Origin of the sequence: Pauljensenia sp. 20925_1_34 (genome assembly GCF_041432775.1) — a bacterium.
Classification (GTDB): domain Bacteria; phylum Actinomycetota; class Actinomycetes; order Actinomycetales; family Actinomycetaceae; genus Pauljensenia.
On record NZ_JAPWAG010000031.1, the window covers coordinates 1 to 20,246 of the forward strand.

Consider the following 20,246-nt stretch of genomic DNA (forward strand, 5'->3'; position numbering starts at 1 on the left):
TGGGGCTGCGGGGTTTTCCGTGTTGGTGGCCGCTACCGGCGGTGGCGGGCAGTGTCGGCTTACGCGGGGGCCGAGGCCGTGAAGAGCGGGCTCAGTACCGGCACCTGCCCGGGGGGCGCCTCGAGACTGACGGCGGTGCCCGGCGGGCTGACAGCGATGAGGGGCACGCACGGTGAGAGCCCCGCGTCGCGCACGGGGGTCAGGTCCCAGTGGATGAGTGGGTCGCCCGCAGCGACGACGTCGCCTTCCTGGACGAGGGCGGCAAAACCCAAGCCGTGCAGGCTGACGGTGTCGATGCCCAGGTGGATGAGGATGGACACCCCGCTCGTGGATGTCACGATCGCGGCGTGGGGTTTGAGCTTGGTGACGACGCCGTTGACGGGCGCGTGCACGGTCAAGCACTCCGTGGCGACCAGCGGGAGGAGCGCGCAGCCGCCACCGACAACGCCGCTGGCGAAAACGGGGTCGGGTACCTCAGACAGGGGCGTGACGTGTGCGGTGAAGGGCGCGCGGACGACGAGCGTCACCGGCTGGCGAGCATCTCGTCGACGAGGTCCTCGGAGTCGGGGCCCATGACGACCTGGACGGCGTCTCCCACGATGACGACGTCGAAGGCTCCTGCGGCGCGCAGCTTGGCCTCGTCAATGAGGTCGGTGTTGGCCGCGTCCAGGCGGATGCGCGTGATGCAGGCTTCGAGATTGGAGATGTTGTCCCAACCGCCTAGGGCCTCGACGATGGACGTTGCGGTGCTCATGGTGGCCTCCTTGGCTCATGCGTTTTTCCTCACACTTATGGTATCGCGGAGGGCGGGGCGTTGGCACGCCACAGGCCAGCGAGCGCGTCACATTATGGGACGGCGAAGTCGGCGCTGGCACCCGGGAGACGGGCGGCCGGCGTGAAGGCCATGGCGATGCCAGCGCCAATCGCCAGGGCGATGAATGCGTACATGGCGGCTTCGACGCCCACACGCGCCGCGACGACGCCCGAGGCTAGGGAACCCAGTGGCATGACGCCCCACACGGCGAAGCGGAAGATGGCGTTCATGCGCCCGAGCATGTGGGGCGGGCAGATCTCTTGGCGCAGGCTCATTTGGGTGACGTTGTAGACGGTGAGGAAGTAGGAGGAGATGATGCCGGAGGCGGCGATGACCCACGTCGCCCAGGCGGGGATGTGGATGGCGGCGGGCTGGAGCGCGAGGATGGCGACGCCGAGGATGTTGGTGGCCACGATGGTGCGCCCGATACCCAGGTGGGTGATCCACGCCGAGCGCGTGAGGGCACCGAGGATCCCGCCGAGGGCCCCGGCGCTGAGCAGCACGCCGAGCTGGGTGGCGCTCATGCCCAGCGTACGCAGGACGAGGATCGGCAGGAGCACCTGGATGCCCGCGCCCGCGAAGGCGGCGGCCGCGATGCAGGAGAAGAGAGGGAAGAGCAAGCGTTGGCCTCGTACGAAGGTCAGACCCTCATGGATCTGTGCGAGGAGCGGGGCTCCGGTGCGCGTGGGCGCGGGCTCGGGGGCACGGATGCGCCAGATGGCCCAGGTGGACAGCACGTAGGTCAGGGCGGTGAGCAGGTAGACCAGGGGAGGGGCGACGAATCCGAGGAGCCATCCGCCCAGGCCCGGTCCGCCCGCGTGTCCCACCTGGTAGGAGGCTTCGAGGCGCCCATTGGCCGCGCCGATATAGCGTTTGGACGCGATGATCGGCACGTAGGACTGGTAGGCGACGTCGAAGAAGACAGTGCACAGGCCTAGCAGCGCCGAGACGATCATCAGGTGGGTGAGTGTCAGGGTAGCCAGGCTGTATGCCACTGGGATTGAGACAAGGGCGCCGACGCGCGCCACGTCGGCGGCGATCATGACCTGGCGCTTGCACCACCCGTCCACCCACGCCCCCGCGGGCAGGCCGACGAGAAGGAACGCCACGGTCTGCAGCGCCGAGAGGACACCGATCTGAGTTTCGCTGGCGTGCAGGAACGTGATCGCGATCGCCGAGGTGGCCAGGGTTCCGACCTGAAAGCCGACCTGCGCGGCGGTCTGGCCCGCCCACAGGTGCATGAAGGCGGAGTTACGAGTGAGGGGGTGGTGGAGCCACGCGGAGGCAGCAGGCAACATGCACGATCGCCGAGGCCTAGGCCGGGTTGGGCGCCTCGGCGATGAGTCCGGCGGCGGCCAGGGCCCACGCAAAGCCGTCGTCGCCAACCGCAGGGGCGACGATGTCGGCCACCTCAACGAGGGCCTCGCAGCCATCCCCGATACTGATACCGACCCCAGCGCGAGCCACGGCCTCGACGTCGTTGTTGGAATCACCGATGGCCACGGAACGCGACAGAGGGATTCCCAGGTACTCGCACACGGCCTCGATGCCCACTGCCTTCGACAGGCGTGTCGGGAGGACCTCGAACGGGACATACCCGGCCGCGCCCACCGACCCGATGATGGCCCGGTAGCCGTCGGGCAGTGCCGCACTAATGCGCTCCATCGACGCGTTCTCCGGTCGCACGTAGGCCGTCACCTTCGTGAACGAGCCGCCCTCGATATCGACGACGAAGGGGGTCACCGACTCCCCGTACTCGACCCAGTCCTGCGGGTTCTCGCCCGCGCGGGGCACGAAAAAGTCCAGGTAGCCGCGCGAGGGGCCCATCTGGTCGGGGCCCTGCCACACGTAGAAGGCACCCAGCTCCTCCCACATGCGGGTCAGAGCCTGAACGTGCTCAGCGGGCATACGCTCGTCGAGCAGCACGGTGGAGCCCACCGCGGCGTACCCGCCCGCACCCCCGACGATGCCCTCAAAACCCAGGTCGAAAAAACGCGGGTAGACCTCCGGGGCCGAACGCCCCGTGCAGATGAACAGGCGATGACCACGCTCCTTGGCCCGGGCCAGCGCGGACGCAGCGGAGGCGGGCACGCGCTGGCGCGAATCGCACAGCGTCCCATCAACGTCAACAAAAACAGCGCGAGGAGCGGCGTTCGCAGCTTCCGCAGCGCAGATCCCAGCGTGAACACTCATGAAGCCATGGTAACCAGGGCCGAGCAGGGCAGGAGCACAAAACACACCCCCGAAACGACAAATCATGCGCACGGTCGATAACGAGGCCGCCCTGGCGCCCATACTAGAAGTGCGCACCACAAGCGACGGAGCACGAAAGGCAGTTCACGACGATGGAACACCCGGCACTGACGGACGCCACCGACCTCACCCTCCTACAGGCAGCAGCCCTCCTCTCAGGAGCCAGCGCCTGGGACTCCCGCGCGATCCCCGCGGCGAATGTCCCCTCCTTCGTCATGAGCGACGGCCCGCACGGCGTGCGCCGCCAGCTCGGGGACGCCGATCACCTGGGCATAGCCCAGGCCGAAAAGGCGACCTGCTTCCCGACGGCCTCCGCGCTCGCGGCCACCTGGAACCCCGAGCTCGCGCGCGACATGGGCGAGGCGCTGGGGCTGGAGGCCTGCAGCCTCGGCGTCGACGTCCTCCTCGGCCCCGGTCTCAACATCAAGCGCTCGCCCCTGTGCGGACGCAACTTCGAGTACTTCTCCGAAGATCCGATCCTGGCAGGCACCATGGCCGCCGGACTCGTCGACGGCATCCAGTCCACGGGAACGGCCGCCTGCCCCAAGCACTTCGCCCTCAACTCCCAGGAGCTGCGCCGCATGGCCTCGGATTCCATCGTGGACGAGCGCACGATGCACGAAATCTACCTGACCGGCTTTGAGATCGTGTGCCGCACCGCGCGGCCGCGGGCGATCATGAGCTCCTACAACCTCGTCAACGGCACTTACGCGCACGAAAATAAGCACCTGCTGACTGACATCCTGCGCACCGAGTGGGGCTTCGACGGCATGGTCGTCTCCGACTGGGGCGGTTCGAACAGCGCTGTCGCGGCCGCGCGAGCCGGAGGCAGCCTCGAGATGCCCGCGCCCGGCCTGGTGGGTGCCCGACAGATCGTCGCGGCCGTCGAGGCCGGACAATTGGACGCATCCGACGTCTACGCGCGCGCCCAGGAGGTCCTCACCGTCGCCGCGGCCGCCGCCGGGCTGCCCGCGCCCACGCCCTACGACCTCGACGGGCACCACGCCCTTGCCACGAGCATCGCCGCCGAGGCGATCACGCTTCTGCGCAATGAGAACGATCTCCTGCCCCTGAGCGCCGGGACCAGTGTTGCCCTCATCGGCGATCTGGCCGACACGCCCCGCTTCCAGGGATCGGGTTCCTCACAGGTCAACCCCACGCGCGTCGAATCGCCGCGTGAGCTCCTCGAAGCCGGGGGAGGGGTCTCCCGAGGCCTCGTCTGTGCCGGATATGCGAGCGGGTATGAGCGCCTCGGCGGTACGAGTGACGCTCTCATCGCCGAGGCCGTGGCCCTCGCTGCGCGAGCCGACGTGGCGCTCGTCTACGTGGGTCTCGACGAGCTGGCTGAATCCGAGGGCCTGGACCGCCCCCACATGCGCCTGCCCGAGGGCCAGGATCGCCTCATCGAGGCCGTCGTCGCAGCCAATCCGAGCACCGTCGTCGTCCTGACCGGCGGAGCCAGCGTTGAGATGCCGTGGGCGCCCGCCGTCCCCGCGCTCGTCAACGGCTACCTGACCGGCCAGGGAGGCGCCGGGGCCATGCTCGACGTCCTGAGCGGCGCCGTCAATCCATCGGGACGCCTCGCTGAAACATACGCGCTCTCCTACGAGGACCACCCGACCGCCGCCTGGTACCCGGCGACCGGACCGCTCTCGTACTACCGCGAAGGCCCGTTCGTCGGCTACCGCTACTTCACGTCCGCGGGCATCGACGTTGCCTTCCCCTTCGGCTATGGCCTGTCATACTCGAGCTTTGAATACTCCGACCTCGCCGTGAACGAGGAGGGGGCGACCCTCACGGTCACCAACACCTCCGCGCGCGATGGTGCCGAGGTCGTCCAGCTCTACGTGAGCGCCCCCGGCGGCGTGTTCGGTCCCGCTCGCGAGCTCAAGGGCTTCGCCAAGGTCGAGGTGGCTGCCGGAGCATCAGTGAGCGTGACGATTCCCTTCGACCGCTACACCTTCCGTCACTGGGAGACCTCGCGCGGCGCGTGGGAGAGGGAGGCAGGAACCTGGACGGTCCACGTGGGACGCAACGCGACCGACACGCCGCTGAGTGCCACCCTCGAGGTCGACGGCACCACGCCTTCGCCGATCGACCCGGCCCTGGGTCACTACCTGAGCGGCGACGTCGCGCACGTCACCGACTCTGAATTTGCCGTCCTGCTGGGGCGGACAATCCCGACCGCTCACCCCGCGGACGACCTGTCGGCAGCTGACCCGTTGTCTGAAATGACGCGCGCCAAGACCTGGCTTGCCCGCGTCGCCGGACGGGGGCTCCACGCCCTCAAAGCGAAGGCGGACGCGAAGGGAACCCCGGACCTCAACATCCTCTTCGTCCTCAACATGCCTTTCCGAGCCATCGCGAAGATGAGCAACGGGGCGGCCAGCCCCGACATGGTGGACGCGATCCTCGATGCCGTGAACGGTCACCCCCTGCGGGGACTCACCCGAGCAGCCCTCGGCTTTTTCTCCAACGCGCGCGCCAACAAGGCGACTCAGCGCGAACTCGACCAGACCCGATGACGCGGCCCCGGCCTCGTTCAACACACTGACGTAAAGGACAACTCATGCAGGCTCTCAAGCGCTGGTGGACCGCCTTCGAAGACAAGCACACCACGGCCGCGCAGTTCATCGTCTTCTTCATCCTCTCCAACGGCATCACCGTTCTCCAGGTCGCCCTCATGCCGGCGTTTAAGGCAGTGTTCGCGCACACGAGTCTCGTTGACACGGCCTTCCAGTTCCTGCCCGTCGGCGTCTCCAACGGCCACACGGTCTTCCTCTTCGATTACTCGGCCGGTTCGATGTCGGTGGGCGCGGGCGGCGAGACTGTCGCCGACGTCGTCACGATGATCATCAACGCGGCCATCTCCTTCTGAGTGTTCTTCCCCATCTTTAAGGTGATTTTCAAGCAGGAAGCAACGCCGGAGGACGCGCAGGCCAGCGCGGCACAGTAGACTACTGGCAGACTTCACGAGAGGAGACTCCATGAGCGCGCCGCTGCTGACGGTGATCGTGCCCGCCTACAACTCCGAGGATTACCTCGACCGGGCGCTGACCACGCTCGTCGGATACGGCGATGAACTCGAGGCGATTATCGTCAATGACGGTTCAAAGGACCGTACCGCCCAGATCGCCGACGAGTGGGCCTCTCGCTACCCCTCCGTCAAGGTCATCCACCAGGAGAACAAGGGCCACGGCGGCGCCGTGAACGCCGGGCTCGCCGCCGCCACCGGTACGCACGTGCGCGTCGTGGACTCCGATGACTGGCTGGACCGGCGCGCAACGAACGCCGTTCTCGACGTCCTGCGCGAGGAACGCGAGGCCGGGCGCGACCTGGACTTGCTCGTCACCAACTACGTGTACGACAAGCAGGGCAAGGCTCACAAGGCCGTCATCCGCTACCGCAACGTCCTGCCGCGTGGGCGCACCTTCGGCTGGGCGGACCTGCGCCGCTGCCGCTACGACCAGTATCTCATGATGCACGCCCTGACGATGCGCACCGAGGTCGTGCGCGCGTCCGGCCTGGTCATGCCCGAGCACACGTTCTACGTGGACTACCTCTACTCGTTCGTGCCGCTGCCCTACATCTCCACGATCCGCTACCTGGACGTGGACCTGTACCACTACTTCATCGGGCGCGACGACCAGTCCGTCAACGAGAAGGTCATGATCACGCGCCTGGATCAGCTCGCCCGAGTGAACGAGGCGATGACCCGTGCGCTGCCCCCGCGCGCCGACGTCGAGGACAAGCTCTGGCGCTATATGGTCCACTACCTGCGTATCAACGCCGTCGTCTGCTCCGTCATGGCGCAGCTGTCGGGCACCCCCGAGCACCTGGCCCTCAAGGAACAGATCTGGGAGACCATGGACCAGATCAACCCCGAGGCCACGGACCGCCTGCGCCAGGACCTGCTCGCCGGCCTCGTACGCCACGCGTCGCCGACGGTTGTTCGCGGCGGCTACAAGGTCGCGGCGGCGGTCCTCGGCTTCAACTAAGGGACGCCGTCAGTGCTCGGCGAGCACCAGCTCCGTCCAATGGACGGTCAGGCGCTTGCCGATGAGCGGGTATTCCACGTCCTCCTCGCGCTTGTGCCATGCAAAGCCGAGTTTTTCTGAGACTCTTCGCGAGGCGTCATTTCCGTCGAAGTATTTCAAGATGATCGTCTCGACGCCCAGCTCACGAGCGCGCTCGATGATGGCGTGCCCCGCCTCCGTCGCGTATCCGTTGCGCCAGTAGGGTGCGCCGATCCAGTATCCGATGTCAGCGACGGTTGCCTCGGGGGAGTCTGTGTCAATGCGCAGCGCGATCGAGCCCACGATTTCACCGGTCGATCTGAGCGTCACCGCGTAGCTGTCGGGTGCCGCCAGGACGGTCGACAGCGCCTCGTGGGCATCGTCGATGCACTCGAAGGGTTTCCATCCGCACAGCATCCCGATGCGGGGATCGCGGGCCAGCTCGTAGAGCTCCGGTGCGTCCATATCGTTCCAGGGCCGTAAGCGCAGGCGCTGAGTGTGAATGATCATTGGTCGTTCTTTCCCGTTGAAGGTGCCGACTGGTAGGAGGCGACAACAGCAGGATCGTCGGAACCAATCAGTGGTGGCGACATCCGGCCTCTTCAGGACTTCAACGTACACGCTAACATGACCTGCTGTCCCGCACCTCAACCCGCTCATCGGAACGTAGGCGGGGTCGCCTACGTCCTGGACAGCGGGTTAGCGTGCGGGACCACCCGACATGTCAGCAGACGGAACAAGAATAGGTGAGCGCCGCCTCTCTGTTTGAGAGTGTCCGCGCCCCGGCCTCGTCCCCGTTCCAGCACGCCCTGGCCTGGGCGGATACGATGGTGTTAATCAAGTGAAAGGGGAGCGGCGTGGATCTGCTCGTTGTTGGTTCGGGCTTCTTTGGCCTGACGTTTGCCCGCGAGGCCGCGGAGCGATTCGGTATGAACGTGACCCTCATCGAGCGTCGCGACCACATCGGAGGCAATGCCTACTCGTCGATCGACGAGGCCACGGGCGTCGAGGTGCACCGCTACGGCACCCACCTGTTCCACACGTCGAACGAGCGCGTGTGGTCCTACGTCAACCGATTCACGGCATTCAACGACTACCGCCACCGCGTCTACGCCAACTACCGGGGAGTCGTCTACCCGCTGCCCATCAACCTGGGCACCATCAACCAGTTCTTCGGAGCGGCCTACTCGCCGGCGGAGGCCCGCGCGCTCATCGAGCAGCAGGCCGCCGAGATCACGGGCGAACCCGGCAACCTCGAGGAGAAGGCCATCAGCCTGATCGGCCGCCCGCTCTACGACGCATTCATCGCGGGGTACACGGCCAAGCAGTGGCAGACGGATCCGCGCGAACTTGCCGCCTCCATCATTACGCGCCTGCCCGTGCGCTTCACCTACGAGAACCGCTACTTCCAGGACCGCTACGAGGGCCTGCCCCTGAACGGCTACGGCGCGTGGATCGCGAACATGGTCGATCACCCGCGTATCACCGTGCACACGGGCGTGGACTTCTTCGATGCTTCCTCGCCGTTCTCGAAGGCCGCGACCGTCGGCCAGGTTCCGGTCGTCTACACGGGCGCGATCGACCGCTACTTCGACTACGAGGCGGGCGAGCTCGGCTGGCGCACCCTCGATTTTGAGACCGAGGTCGTGGACGTGCCCGACTACCAGGGCTGCTCCGTCATGAACTACTCGGATCGGGACGTCCCCTTCACGCGCATCCACGAGTTTGCGCACCTGCACCCCGAGCGGGATCGAAGCGGTGCGACCAACACGATCATCCAGCGCGAATACTCGCGCTTTGCCCGCCCCGGCGACGAGCCCTACTATCCGATCGCCTCGCCGTCGGACCGCTCGACGCTTGCCGTCTACCGCGAGATGGCGGCGGGGGAGAAGAACGTGCTCTTCGGCGGTCGCCTGGGCTCCTACCAGTACCTGGACATGCACATGGCAATCGCCTCGGCCCTCACCAAGGTCGACGAGGCCGTGGCCGCCTGGCGCTGACGGGTTTCCTCTTCGCATGGCGTCGATTCTTTGGTCGGTCCTGTCGATCGCTCTCATCATCGGCGTCGGCTGGATTGCTCGCCGAGGGGGTGCACTCGGCCGTGATGCCGCTGGTTCCCTCGCATCGGCAACGTATTGGGTGGCCAGCCCAGCGATGCTGTTCCACGCGATTGTCTCGACCGGCACGTCCGGAGTTTTTGGCGCTCCGCTCGCCGTGGCCGCCGCGTCGGGCGTCGGCACCGCACTGCTCTTCGTGCTTGTCACACGCCTGTTCCTGCGCCTGTCGCGCGGGGAGACCGCTCTGGGAGCCATGGCCTCGTCCCTGAACAACGGGGCCTACATCGGCATCCCGATCGCCGTCTACGTCTTGAACGACGCCTCCGCTGTTGTTCCCATCCTGGTGTTCCAGCTGGGTTTCTTCACCCCGATGTTTTTCGTCCTGGCCGATCTGGTTGGATCGGGGCAGCGCCCGTCGGTGCTCGGCGTTGCGAAGGTCGTGGCGCGCAATCCCATGGTCATCGCAGCGGCGTGTGGCTTCCTGTTCTCCGCGGCGGGGTGGCCGATGCCGACGCTCCTCGACGTGTCGACCTCGATGCTGGGGGCAGCCGCGCCCCCGATGATCCTCTTATCCTTCGGTGCGTCCCTCGTTGATCGTCGCTCGGCGTCCGGTGATTCCGGTATTGCGGCGACTGTCTGCGCTATCGCCTGCAAACTTGCCCTCCAGCCCGCAATCGCGTGCGGCGTCGGAGTGCTGCTCGGACTGGCGGGTCCGGCCCTCATGTCGGTGACCATCATGGCTGCCCTGCCAGCCGCGCAGAACGCCTACATCGCGGCCACTCGGGCCAAGGCGGGGGAGCGCATCGCGCAGGGAACGGTCCTCGTGACGACCTTTGCATCGCTGCCCGTCGTCATCGCCATCGCGGCCATCTTCCACGGCCTGGGCGTCGTTTCCTAAACGGCCCGTCGCCGGGCCCGGCAGGCCCCGCCAGAGGCCTGAGCGACCCACAAACCAGCCATGGCCTCGTCAAAAAGAGGTCAAAAGCACGGTCTATATCGTGGACTGTAGCTGACATCCTCGTGTAACGGCCATAGTCTGACTGAGCATTATCCCAAAATCAAACGAATCCAAGGAACACGATTCATGTCATCCTCCGCATCCCGCCCCGCGCCCCGCGCGCGCGACTCGTGGAGCGGCCAGACTGGCTTCCTCCTGGCAGCCATCGGCTCGGCCATCGGCCTGGGCAACATCTGGCGTTTCCCCGGAGTCTCCTACTCCAACGGCGGCGGCGCCTTCCTGGTTCCGTACCTGGTCGCGCTGATCTTCGTCGGTATCCCCATGCTCTGGCTCGACTACGCAGTCGGACACAAGTTCCGCGGCTCCCCGCCGTGGGCGCTGCGTAAGATGATCGGCGGCGGCGAGTTTATCGGATGGTTCCAGACCTTCGTCTGCTTCGTCATCATGGTCTACTACGGTGCGGTCCTCGCGTGGGGCGTGCAGTACACCATCTACTCCGTGAACGAGGCCTGGGGCGCCGATCCGACGACGTTCTTCCTGGAGTCCTTCCTTGAGAGGGTTCCTGGCAACACCTTCTCGTGGGCGCCCGCCTGGGCCGTCATGATCCCGCTCGCTCTCGTGTGGGTGCTCGTGCTCCTCGTCATCGGTCGCGGCTTGTCCAAGGGCATCGAGGCTGCGAACAAGGTCTTCCTGCCGCTCCTCGTTATCCTCTTCCTCGCGCTCGTCGTCCGAGCGCTCTTCCTGCCGGGCGCCGTCGAAGGCCTCAACGCCTTCTTCACGCCGAACTGGAGCGCGCTGGCCGACCCCAACGTGTGGCTGGAAGCCTTCGCGCAGATCTTCTACTCGCTGTCCGTGGGCTTCGGTATCATGCTGACCTACGCCTCCTACCTCAAGCCCAAGTCGAACCTGACGGGCACCGCTCTGGTCGCCGGCTTTGCGAACTCCTCTTTCGAGATCCTCGCTGGCATTGGCGTCTTCAGCGCCGTCGGCTTTATGGCGCACCAGGGTGGCGTGAGCGTCTCCGAGGTCAAAGGCCTGTCCGGCCCGATCCTCTCCTTCGTGACCTTCCCGAAGATCATCTCGATGATGCCCGGTGGGCCCCTCTTCGGCGTGCTCTTCTTCTCGTCCCTGGTCCTGGCCGGCGTCACCTCCCTGCTGTCCCTGCTCCAGGTCGTCTCCGGCGGCCTGCAGGACAAGTTCGGCTGGTCGCCCGCTCGCTCGGCTCTCGTTCTCGGCGTCCCCGCCACCGCCATCTCGTTGGTGCTCTTCGGCACCCGATCGGGCCTGAACAACCTCGACATCGTCGACAAGTTCATCAACTCGGTCGGCGTCGTGTCCTCGGCGATCATGTTCGCCGTCCTGTGCGCAGTCGCAGGCCCGCGCCTGGGTGTCCTACGTGCCCACATCAACTCGGTGTCCAGCGTGAAGGTCCCCAAGCTCTGGGAGCCCCTCGTTGGTATCGTCATCCCGGTCGTCCTCTTCGTCATGATGGCGATGTCGATCGTGAAGATCCTGACGAATGGCTACGAAGACTACCCCAGCAGCTACTTGCTGATCTTCGGCTGGGGTTCCGTGGCGGTCGCGGTCATTGCGTCCCTGATTTTCACTCTCATCCCGTGGAAGCACCGCCCGGTGGACGCCCAGGCGACGGTCGCTCAGATTCTCGCTGACGACGCCGAAGATATCGCTTCGATTGAAGGAGGCGCCCAGTGACCGCTCCCGCTATCTCTCTGATGATCCTGACGATCCTGCTCGTGTGGGGCGGCCTCGTCGCGTCCGTCGTGCTGCTGCAGGTCCTCTCGGTGCCTACCGATGAGGAGACCGAGGCCGCGCAGCGCGCTATCGAAGCCGCCGAAGCCTTCGAAGCTGCGAAGCAGTAGGGTGGCATCGTGAAGCTCGTTGCCTTTGATCTCGATGACACTCTTGCCCCCTCGAAGTCGCCGCTGCCGCCCGAGATGGATGTGGCGCTGCGCTCGTTGCTCGATCACGTGGAGGTGTGCATCATCTCCGGTGGCCAGATGGGCCAGTTCCGCACGCAGGTGCTGGACAACCTGAATGCCTCGGATGAGGAGCTCTCGCGCCTGCACCTGATGCCCACCTGCGGCACGCGCTACTACCGCTTTGAGGGCGGGGCGTGGGTCGAGCGTTACGCGCACGACCTGGACCCCGTGGTCGCCGCTCGCGTTATCGACTCCCTGGAGCGTCACGCTCGTGAGCTTGGCCTGTGGGAGGAGAACCCGTGGGGCAATATCATCGAGGACCGTGGCTCCCAGATCACCTTCTCGGCGCTTGGCCAGGAGGCACCGCTGGACGCGAAGCGCGCCTGGGATCCCGATGGGACCAAGAAGGCAGCCCTGCGCGACGCCGTGCAGCCCGACGTTCCCGAGCTAGATGTGCGCGGGGGCGGGTCGACCTCGGTTGACATCACGACGCGCGGCATCGACAAGGCCTACGGCATGGGCAAGCTCGTCGAGGAGACGGGGATCCCCGCCTCCGAGATGCTCTTCATTGGGGACCGCCTGGATCCCGAGGGTAACGACTATCCCGTCAAGGCCGCCGGCTACGCGACGCGTGCCGTGTCGGGCTGGGAGGAGTGCGTCGAGGTCATCCGTGAGCTCGTCGAGACTCTGAGCTGACGCTCATATTCAATCGGCACGAGGCCGGGGCTGGGTTTCCAGCTCCGGCCTCGTTTCGTTGCGGGCCGCGTACGGTGGCGCTCGCGTGCCTAGGAGGCTCCGATGCCCCGCGTGGCCCAGAAGACCACCGCGGAGGCGGCCGCGACGTTGAGGGAATCGACGCCGTGGTCCATGGGGATCTTGACGGTATAGTCCGATGCCGCGATCGTGCGACGGCCCAGGCCGTCGCCTTCGGTGCCCATGACCATCGCCAGGCGGGCGTCCGGGGCCTGGAGGGCGGGGAGGGCGGCGAAGTCGTCGAGGGACACGGAATCGTCGGAGAGAGCCAGGGACGCGACCGTAAACCCGGCGCGCTGGAGGGCCGCGATGTCACCGGGCCAGGACTCCAGGCGCGTCCACGGCACCTGGAAAACCGTCCCCATGGACACGCGTACCGAGCGCCGATACAGCGGGTCCGCGCACTGCGGGGTCACGAGGACCGCGTCCACGCCGAGCGCCGCCGCGCTGCGGAAGGCCGCGCCCACGTTCGTGTGGTCGACCAGGTTTTCCAGGACGACGACGCGGCGTGCGGGCTCCCCGCCGCGCGCCGTGGCCAGCAGCTCGTCGAGCGTGGGCAGCACCGGGCGCTGCATGGCGGCCAGTGCGCCGCGATGCAGGTGGAAGCCCGTCATCTGTTCCAGGACGTCCTCGTCTGCCACGAAGACCGGCAGCTCCGCGCCGTCGGCGGCCCCGGTCGCCCCCTCGATGAGGGGCGTGAGGGACTCCAGCCATCGGCTCGACATGAGGAAGGACCGAGGGTTGTGGCCCGCGCGCAGGGCGCGCTCAATGACGTTGGCCGACTCGGCCATGTACAGGCCGCGCTCCGGCTCGATCTTGGAGCGCAGGCGCACGTCCTTGAGGCGCGTGTAGTCCTCCAGGCGCGGATCCGCGGACAGATCGGCGCCGGTCAGCTCAATGATCACGGCTCTCCTCAGGCATGCTGGAGGGCGCGGGAGACCTCGCCCGGCCAGGACGGGCCCTCGAAGATGAAAGCGGAGAAGGCCTCGACCAGGTCCGCGCCCGCGCCGATCATGCGCAGCGCGTCCTCGGGCGACGAGATGCCACCCGTGCCGATGAGAATCTGGTCGTCGTCAAGATGACGTGCCACCAGGGAGACGACCTCCAGCGCACGGGGCAGCAGGGGAGCGCCCGAGACGCCGCCCTCACCCAGGTCGTGGTTGATCGTCGTGTTCGTGGCGACGACCCCGGTCAGGCCCAGCTCTTTGGTCAGCTCAACGACGGCGACGATGTCCTCGTCGGCCAGGTCGGGAGCGATCTTGACGAACAGAGGCATGACGCGGTCGGGGGCCCCGGCCTCGCAGCCGCGGCGCGCGGCCTGCAAAATCGGGCGCAGGTGGTCGACAGACTGAAGGTCGCGCAGGCCCGGCGTGTTGGGGGAGGAGACGTTGACGACGACGAAGTCGACCCAGTGGGCCAGGACCCGCGCGCAGTACTCGTAGTCGGCGGGCGCGTCGGCCTCGGGGGTGACCTTGTTCTTGCCGATGTTCGCACCCACGATGGCGGCGCGGCCCGCGTGGGTGGAGCGCAGCTCGCGCAACTTCTCGGCGGCCGCGTCCGCGCCCGCGTTGTTGAATCCCATGCGGTTGCGCAGGCCCCGTTCCTCCATGAGGCGCCATAGGCGCGGCGCTTCGTTACCCGGCTGCGGGCGCGGCGTCACGGTGCCGATCTCGACGAAGGCATAGCCCAGGGCGCTCATGCCCAGGACGGCCTCGGCGTCCTTGTCCATGCCGGCGGCCAGGCCCAGTCGAGAGGGCAGGGTGCGGTGGCCGAGGGTGAGGGGGACTTCGGCGCCGCCGACGGTGCGTGTCGGCGTGCGCAGGGGATCTACGTAGCCCAGGGTGGCCCGCATGAGTCCCCGCGTAAGAGCGCAGCGCCCTGCGAGGGAGATCGCACCCAGGCCCAGGTGGTGTGCCTGCTCCGGGTCAGAACGCGAAATGAAGTGTCGGAATGTCCAGTTGTACGCGCGTCGGATCATAGATCCTAGGGTAGTTGATTAGTCCCACCATGCCCACCACCAGCGCGTGGCTGTTGCGTCTCGGGTGAGGATACGCATCTCGTCGGGTGGGATGGCGTCGTCGCCCAGCCCGAGGACGTCGGCGAGGGTGAGCCAGTGCTGGTAGGCCGGGTAGGAGGAGTCGTCGATGGGGCGTCCCGTGTGTGCGATGATCGCCGACTCGGGCACGCACACGGTGTCGATGCTGACGCGCTCGTCCCAGCGGGGAGCGCGGATGACATATCCTTCGAGCGTGAGACCGTCGATGCGGGTGGCGGCGCGCAGCAGGTCGGAGATGCGCGGAGCGTTGTTTTGCCGGTCGCTACGGGCGAGCGGGGGTAGGAGGGAGCGCAGCCTGCGCGCGTCTGCGCCCGATAGGTCGGCGAATCTGGCGTAGTCGCCCGTGTCCCAGCCCTCGCAGATGTAGGGGGAGAGCAGCGCGGTGACGTGGCGGTCGTCGAGCCAGTGCATGGGGCCGTACATCCCCTCGCGCACGGGGCCCTCCTCGGTGGGGTCCTCACTGCACAAGCAGGTCGCGGGGCTGGGCTCGGCCGAGGCCGTGGCGTCGAGCGCGGGGGAGACATCCTCGGTGTGCGCGGACCCCCGGGGGATCCGAGCGGACGAGGCCGTGGCCAGCGCAGCGGTATCGGGGATCCAATCGGGAGGATCGGCCTCGTCGGCTGAGGTGGTCGACACCGACACCGGCACCCCCTCATCGTCATCGATGCGAACATGGGAGGTGGCGGTGAGAGTGACTGAGACGTGCATGGCGATGTCCTTCCGTGTGGCGCGGCGGTTGTGCAGCGCCCCTCCAGGATCACGCCACGACAGCTCGCGACGCCAGCCCCACGCGGGCCCCTGTGGATGGGGACACGACACGCCGGGGGCCTGTGGATAGAAACGATACGGTCCCACGCCCTGTGGATGGGCATGGGACCGTGAGCGTAGGCGAGGCCGGTGTTACTTCGGGAACTCGCCGCGATCCACCTGCGGGCGCGGGGAGCGCCAGCGGCGCGGCATGATCATGCGCGAGAAGGTGTAGTAGCCGGTGCCGCGCGGGATCTCATCGCGGGGGTGTTCCTGCGTGAAGGCGGCCTTGATTTTACGCCACACGAGCATGGCCTCGACGCCGGTGACGATGAAGGAGCCGTACATGAGGAGCGTGGAGCCGTAGAGGATGTAGACCTGTGTCTGCTCGGGGATCTTGTTACCAAAGAGCGAGAGGATCATGATGAGGATGATGGAGGCCAACATGACGAGGAGAACCCACTCGGAGAACGAGTGGCGGGCATCGACGTAGTCGCGCACAAAGCGGCGTGCGCGTCCCTTGTCGCGCATGGGCAGATGCTTCTCATCACCCGTTACCAGGGCGCGCTGTTCGGCTTCCCAGCGGGCGTTGCGCGCCGCCCTCGCTGCCCGCTTTGCTTCCTTGCGGTCGGCGGGCACCAGGGGGCGGATACGAGCGGCCTCGGCCTGCTTGCGCTTCGGCGTGGGGCGACCTTTTTTGCCGCCGGGCGTGGTCGAGACAGGCTCAACGGTCGTCGAGGTCTCGTCGCTATTGTTCTTGCTTCGTCCAAACACGCTTCCAGGCTAGCGGAAAGGGCACCCGCCGTGCACTTTCATGGTCTACCCTGGGCGTATGGCTGATACTTCACACGAATTGTCGATGTCCGTTCTGAGGGAGCGCCTCGAGGCCGCTTTCCCGTCCCTGCTCGATGAGCTCACCCAGCTGGTCGCGATTCCGTCGGTGTCGTCGGACCCGGCGCACGCCGCCGACCTGGAGCGCAGCGCCGAGCACCTGCGCGAGCGTTTCGAGGCCCTGGGCCTGGAGGCGAAGGTCCTCAGTGAGAAGGCTACCGATGGCACGCAGGGCAAGCCGGCCGTCGTGGCTCATACTCCCCGTATTGAGGGCGCGCCGACCGTCCTCCTGTACGCCCACCACGACGTCCAGCCCGTGGGCGAGCTGGACCGCTGGAGCATGGACCCCTACAAGGCCGAGGTGCGTGGCGATCGCATCTACGGTCGCGGCTCCTCCGATGACGGCGCCGGCGTGGTCGTCCACCTGGGCTCGCTGTCGATCCTGGGCGCTGACCTGCCCGTCAACGTCGTTATCTTCATCGAGGGCGAGGAAGAGATCGGATCCCCGTCCTTCACGGCCTTCCTGGACGCGCACCGCGACGAGCTGGCGGCCGACGTCATCATCGTGACGGATTCGTCGAACTGGAAGGTCGGCGAGCCTGCGGTGACGACGACGCTGCGCGGCAACGCGATCGTGACCGTTGACGTGACGGTCGCCGATCATGCGGTCCACTCGGGCGCGTTTGGCGGTCCGCTGTTGGATTCTGTGGCGATCTCCTCGATGCTCATTGCGTCGCTGTTCGACGATGCGGGCGACGTGGCAGTACCGGGCCTGGGTGGCTCGGACCGCGCGGACGTGGATTGGCCGGAGGCCGAGCTGCGCGAGGCCGCCGGCATGGTCGAGGGCCTCCAGCTGGCCGGCTCGGGCGACATCGCCGCCCGCATGTGGACCAAGCCCTCGATTTCCGTCATCGGCTTCGATGCGCGTCCCGTCTCTAACGCGTCGAACACGATTGCCCCGCACACGCGCTTCCGCCTGTCGATGCGTACGGTGCCGGGTGTGGACCCGACCGAGGCGCAGGCTAAGCTGGTCGACTACCTGCTCGCCAACGTGCCTTTCGGCGCGCATGTTGAGGTGACGTGCGAGGACGCGGGAGCGGGCTACCAGGCCGACATGGACTCCCCGGTCACGAAGACTCTGCACGAGTGCCTGACCGAGGCCTGGGGCGTGCCCTCTGTCAACATCGGCGTGGGCGGCTCGATTCCTTTCATCTCCGACTTCCAGCGTATCTTCCCCGGCGCGCAGGTCGTCGTCACGGGCGTGGAGGATCCGCTGACGAACGCGCACTCGGAGGACGAGTCGCAGTCGATCCCGGACCTGAAGGCAGCGATTCTCGCGGAGGCGCTGCTGCTGACCCGCCTGGCGTCCCTGTGAGGCGAGTCGTCGTAGCCGGTCGGTGGGATGGGGCCAGCCCCCTCCTGCCGACCGGCGCCGCGTTGGAAGAGATCAGCCGGGGCGTACGCGCCGGCTGCGAGGGTGCCGATGTGGCGCTCCTTCCCTTCGGGTCGGGTCCCACCTTCGACGAGGCCGTGGCCGCCTCGCGCGCCCAGGCCTCGTTCGTGCGCGTCCCGACCGATGCCCGCTCGACCCGCGGCGCGGGCGAGCGCGTGGCGCAGGCGCTGGGCCAGCGCATGGTCGTCGTCGAGGGCGGCCACAATGCCTCCCCGGATTGCGGGCTGGGCTTCCTGGCCGGACTGGTCGGGGTGCCCGACTCCCAGGTCGTCGGCGAGGGGCTGCCCGAGGCGCTCACGCGCGCCGAGGAGCTGGTCGCGGCTAGTGGCACGGACCTGGTGTGCGCGGCCTCGACGCCGCGCCCCCTGCTGGGACTCGACTCGGTCCTGGCAGTCGCCCCCGACCTTGAGCCCATTGAGGAACAGGACACAGCCATGACGGGGCTGCTCACCGAGGCCTTCGCCCACCGCCCAGCGCGCCGCCGCGCGCTCCTGGCCGGAACAGACACCCATCCCGCGCGCGGATACGGCTCCGGTGCCGCAGGTGGCGTCGGCGCGATCATCGCCGCCAGCGGCGGGCGAATCGTGCCCACGGGTCAGCTGCTTACCGACCTTCTCGACCTCGATGAGGCGCTCAAAACCGCGAATCTATTGATCATCGCCGAGCCCGAGCTGGCCTCGCCGCTGCTGGCCACCTCGACGCTGGACTGCCTGACCGGCGCGGCCGAGCAACTCGCCCTGCCGGTCGTCGCCCTCACGACGCGCTCGAGTCTGTCGCGCTACGAGCGCGCCCAGTGGGGACTGCACGGCGTCTTCGAGACGGAGGCCTGCGTCACGCTCGAGGATGCCGGGCGGCGCATCGCGCGCACCTGGTTACGCTGAGCGCGCATCCCAGCTCTCGCGCGCGGCGGGGCCGGGGGAGTAGTGTGTCAAGCGCATACGTCTATTTTTCACCGTTAGGAGCACCATGTCCGAGTCCGCAACTCAGGCTCCCACCCACGAGGTCATCCTCACCGACGTCGCTGCCGCGAAGGTCAAGAGCCTCCTTGAACAGGAGGGACGCGACGACCTGCGCCTGCGCATCGCCGTGCAGCCCGGCGGTTGCTCGGGGCTGATCTACCAGCTCTACTTCGATGACCGCACGCTCGACGGGGATGCCATCCGTTCCTTCGATGGCGTCGAGGTCGTCGTCGACCGCATGAGCGTTCCCTACCTGAGCGGTGCCACGATCGACTTCGCCGACACCATCGAGCGTCAGGGCTTCACGATCGACAACCCGAACGCCCAGAACACCTGCGCCTGCGGCGAATCCTTCCACTGAGCCGAAAGAGACTCCACCCATGATGTCTTCTCTGCGCCGTTTCGGCGCCCTCGCCGGCGTGGCCGCCCTGGCCCTCGGCCTGTCCGCCTGTACCGACCTGACGTCGACCACCGCCACCTCCTCCGAGGGCGTGGCCGCCACCGAGATCGACTACTCCGCCTGCGCGACCGATGATTCCGCGGATCAGTCCGCGAACGTGGATCGCACCGGCACGGGCAACTTCCCCGCCGTCTCCGGCGAGGACACCCCCGTGATCGCTGCGGGTAAGGGCGCCGAGCCCACCAATAAGGTCCTGGTCAAGACCCTCAAGCAGGGCGACGGAACGCTCGTGTGCCCCGGCGCGAAGGTCAAGGTCAACTACGTTGGCGCGCTCTGGAACGGCACCGTCTTCGATTCGTCCTACCAGAAGGGCCAGCCCATCGAGTTCTCCCTCGCGCAGGTCGTGAAGGGTTGGGGCTACGGCCTGGCGCACGCCCACGTGGGCGACCGCGTCGAGCTGGTCATCCCCGCCTCCCTTGGATACGGAGCTCAGGGTAACCCCTCGATCCCCCCGAACTCGACGCTGGTGTTCGTCGTCGACATCCTGGGCGCGAGCACGCAGAACCTTGCGGATGAGTCCATCCTGACCGGTGCGACCGCGACCGGTGAGGAGCTGCCCGCGGGCATCACCGTGACTGGGGAGCCCGGTTCCGAGCCGACCCTGACGATCGACGAGAGTGTGACGCCCCCCACCGAGAAGAAGACCTACACGATCTACAAGGGTGCCGGCGAGGAACTGACCGCGGACCAGTCGGTCCTGTACAAGTTCACGCTGGGTGCTTTCGGCGCCAACGGACAGACCCAGTCCTCGTGGTCGCAGCCAGCTCCGATCGAGGCGTCGGTGGCCCGCGTTGAACTCGCTGGTTACACCGTCGGTTCGCGCATCGTCATCGTCGAGCCCGATCAGAACGCACCCGCTCAGTCCGGTGCGTCCGCCGGGGTCAGCGTCGCCGTTGTCGACATCGTCGGCACGGCCTCGATGCAGTAAGCGCCCCGCGCTACGCTCTTC

At 67.1% G+C, this 20,246-nt stretch carries 21 protein-coding genes; 12 read left to right on the plus strand and 9 right to left on the minus strand.

Features of this window, described 5'->3' with window-relative positions:
* Positions 1-59: 59 nt before the first annotated feature.
* From O3669_RS09485 to O3669_RS09500, 4 genes are all read right to left on the minus strand, one after another.
* Complete coding sequence (locus O3669_RS09485) at positions 60-527, minus strand: PTS glucose transporter subunit IIA (protein WP_295921226.1); 468 nt, start codon at positions 525-527, stop codon at positions 60-62.
* Positions 524-754, minus strand: coding sequence for a PTS glucose/sucrose transporter subunit IIB (locus tag O3669_RS09490; RefSeq protein WP_295921224.1), 231 nt, complete (start codon positions 752-754; stop codon positions 524-526). Before O3669_RS09490 ends, O3669_RS09485 begins: the two co-directional genes overlap by 4 nt.
* Before the next feature lie 92 nt (positions 755-846).
* A complete protein-coding gene (locus tag O3669_RS09495) occupies positions 847-2,112 on the minus strand; it encodes an MFS transporter (RefSeq protein WP_371524501.1) in 1,266 nt (421 codons plus the stop codon).
* A gap of 16 nt (positions 2,113-2,128) precedes the next feature.
* Entirely contained in the window at positions 2,129-3,007 is an 879-nt protein-coding gene (locus O3669_RS09500) for an HAD hydrolase family protein (RefSeq protein ID WP_371524502.1), read from the minus strand.
* Between the two features lie 152 nt (positions 3,008-3,159).
* On the opposite strand from O3669_RS09500, the gene O3669_RS09505 reads away from it, so the two are divergent.
* From O3669_RS09505 to O3669_RS09515, 3 genes are all read left to right on the plus strand, one after another.
* The gene (locus tag O3669_RS09505) at positions 3,160-5,592 is read left to right on the plus strand and encodes a glycoside hydrolase family 3 C-terminal domain-containing protein (RefSeq protein ID WP_371524503.1); all 2,433 of its coding nucleotides are present in this window, start codon (positions 3,160-3,162) and stop codon (positions 5,590-5,592) included.
* 44 nt (positions 5,593-5,636) lie between these two features.
* A complete protein-coding gene (locus O3669_RS09510) occupies positions 5,637-5,945 on the plus strand; it encodes a hypothetical protein (RefSeq protein ID WP_314768185.1) in 309 nt (102 codons plus the stop codon).
* 109 nt (positions 5,946-6,054) lie between these two features.
* A complete protein-coding gene (locus O3669_RS09515; protein ID WP_314768183.1) occupies positions 6,055-7,065 on the plus strand; it encodes a glycosyltransferase in 1,011 nt (336 codons plus the stop codon).
* 9 nt (positions 7,066-7,074) lie between these two features.
* On the opposite strand, the gene O3669_RS09520 is transcribed toward O3669_RS09515, so the two are convergent.
* Entirely contained in the window at positions 7,075-7,593 is a 519-nt protein-coding gene (locus O3669_RS09520; RefSeq protein WP_314768181.1) for a GNAT family N-acetyltransferase, read from the minus strand.
* 347 nt (positions 7,594-7,940) lie between these two features.
* Here O3669_RS09520 and glf point away from each other — a divergent pair, with 347 nt between their 5' ends.
* The 5 genes from glf to O3669_RS09545 all read left to right on the plus strand — a co-directional run bounded on the left by glf (position 7,941) and on the right by O3669_RS09545 (position 12,734).
* On the plus strand, positions 7,941-9,083 hold the full coding sequence (gene glf / locus O3669_RS09525; RefSeq protein WP_371524504.1) for a UDP-galactopyranose mutase: 1,143 nt from the start codon (positions 7,941-7,943) through the stop codon (positions 9,081-9,083).
* Between the two features lie 16 nt (positions 9,084-9,099).
* The gene (locus O3669_RS09530; protein WP_371524505.1) at positions 9,100-10,038 is read left to right on the plus strand and encodes an AEC family transporter; all 939 of its coding nucleotides are present in this window, start codon (positions 9,100-9,102) and stop codon (positions 10,036-10,038) included.
* A 186-nt stretch (positions 10,039-10,224) separates the two neighbouring features.
* Positions 10,225-11,811: a sodium-dependent transporter gene (locus tag O3669_RS09535; RefSeq protein ID WP_295968403.1), complete on the plus strand. Its 1,587-nt coding sequence runs from the start codon at positions 10,225-10,227 to the stop codon at positions 11,809-11,811.
* Positions 11,808-11,978 carry a methionine/alanine import family NSS transporter small subunit gene (locus O3669_RS09540; protein WP_371524506.1) on the plus strand — a complete coding sequence of 57 codons (171 nt, stop codon included), beginning with the start codon at positions 11,808-11,810 and terminating at the stop codon, positions 11,976-11,978. The genes O3669_RS09535 and O3669_RS09540 overlap by 4 nt, the downstream gene beginning before the upstream one ends.
* A gap of 9 nt (positions 11,979-11,987) precedes the next feature.
* Positions 11,988-12,734, plus strand: coding sequence for an HAD-IIB family hydrolase (locus tag O3669_RS09545; RefSeq protein ID WP_295918679.1), 747 nt, complete (start codon positions 11,988-11,990; stop codon positions 12,732-12,734).
* Between the two features lie 89 nt (positions 12,735-12,823).
* Here O3669_RS09545 and O3669_RS09550 read toward each other — a convergent pair whose 3' ends face one another.
* From O3669_RS09550 to O3669_RS09565, 4 genes are all read right to left on the minus strand, one after another.
* A complete protein-coding gene (locus tag O3669_RS09550; protein WP_314768174.1) occupies positions 12,824-13,696 on the minus strand; it encodes an RNA methyltransferase in 873 nt (290 codons plus the stop codon).
* Between the two features lie 8 nt (positions 13,697-13,704).
* Positions 13,705-14,769, minus strand: a complete 1,065-nt coding sequence (locus O3669_RS09555; RefSeq protein WP_371524507.1) for a quinone-dependent dihydroorotate dehydrogenase — start codon at positions 14,767-14,769, stop codon at positions 13,705-13,707.
* Between the two features lie 18 nt (positions 14,770-14,787).
* Positions 14,788-15,555 carry a hypothetical protein gene (locus tag O3669_RS09560; protein WP_371524508.1) on the minus strand — a complete coding sequence of 256 codons (768 nt, stop codon included), beginning with the start codon at positions 15,553-15,555 and terminating at the stop codon, positions 14,788-14,790.
* A gap of 192 nt (positions 15,556-15,747) precedes the next feature.
* Positions 15,748-16,368, minus strand: coding sequence for a DUF3043 domain-containing protein (locus O3669_RS09565; RefSeq protein WP_371524509.1), 621 nt, complete (start codon positions 16,366-16,368; stop codon positions 15,748-15,750).
* Positions 16,369-16,408: 40 nt separating this feature from the next.
* Here O3669_RS09565 and O3669_RS09570 point away from each other — a divergent pair, with 40 nt between their 5' ends.
* From O3669_RS09570 to O3669_RS09585, 4 genes are all read left to right on the plus strand, one after another.
* Complete coding sequence (locus O3669_RS09570; RefSeq protein WP_371524510.1) at positions 16,409-17,800, plus strand: M20/M25/M40 family metallo-hydrolase; 1,392 nt, start codon at positions 16,409-16,411, stop codon at positions 17,798-17,800.
* Positions 17,797-18,759, plus strand: coding sequence for a glycerate kinase (locus O3669_RS09575; RefSeq protein ID WP_295918689.1), 963 nt, complete (start codon positions 17,797-17,799; stop codon positions 18,757-18,759). The genes O3669_RS09570 and O3669_RS09575 overlap by 4 nt, the downstream gene beginning before the upstream one ends.
* 85 nt (positions 18,760-18,844) lie before the next feature.
* Positions 18,845-19,198 (plus strand): iron-sulfur cluster insertion protein ErpA, encoded by a 354-nt coding sequence (gene erpA, locus O3669_RS09580; RefSeq protein ID WP_003792846.1) that lies wholly within the window; start codon positions 18,845-18,847, stop codon positions 19,196-19,198.
* A gap of 19 nt (positions 19,199-19,217) precedes the next feature.
* Positions 19,218-20,225, plus strand: coding sequence for an FKBP-type peptidyl-prolyl cis-trans isomerase (locus O3669_RS09585; protein WP_371524511.1), 1,008 nt, complete (start codon positions 19,218-19,220; stop codon positions 20,223-20,225).
* The last annotated feature ends 21 nt before the right edge of the window (positions 20,226-20,246 follow it).